This window comes from Vibrio sp. 2134-1, assembly GCF_033339495.1.
Window position 1 is genome coordinate 1 of the sequence record NZ_JAWOUS010001013.1, and the last position, 505, is coordinate 505.

General features: G+C 47.3%; 1 pseudogene. It reads left to right on the forward strand.

Annotated features, from left to right (window positions below):
* A pseudogene (locus R7R78_RS29770) lies at positions 1-505 on the forward strand (hypothetical protein); the annotation flags it as partial.

A 505-nucleotide genomic window follows, 5' to 3' on the forward strand; every position in this document is an offset into this window, starting at 1 on the left:
GATTGGGAAAATATTTACGATGGTAGCGACAGTGCCAATGTCGATACTGGGATTCTTCCCGATCCGTCACCTGTCTCCATATTTACTGGTGGTCGAAAAGATATTCAAGACATATCAGAATGGTCTCACAAAGATGGTTCTGTACCAGATAAAGATGACTTAACCAATGCTTATGCTGCTGCCTACGGCGTCGATAACGGCGGTGGCGGTTCGGATTTGGTCATTTATTTTGGTGCCGACCGTTTTGCGAACGTAGGTGATGCCTTTATGGGTTTCTGGTTCTTCCAAGATGATGTCCAAGCCCTTGATGACGGTTCGTTCTCTGGTCAACACGTTGTGGGCGACGTTTTGGTATTGATTGATTATCCGCAAGGTGCGAATGATGAACCTTACGCCGCATTGGTAACTTGGGATCCAACCTGTTCAAAAGCGGACAGTAATGACCCTGCCCCTGGCGATTGTGCAGCCAAAAACTTACGTCTACAAGCGGAAACCAGTGGTGCAA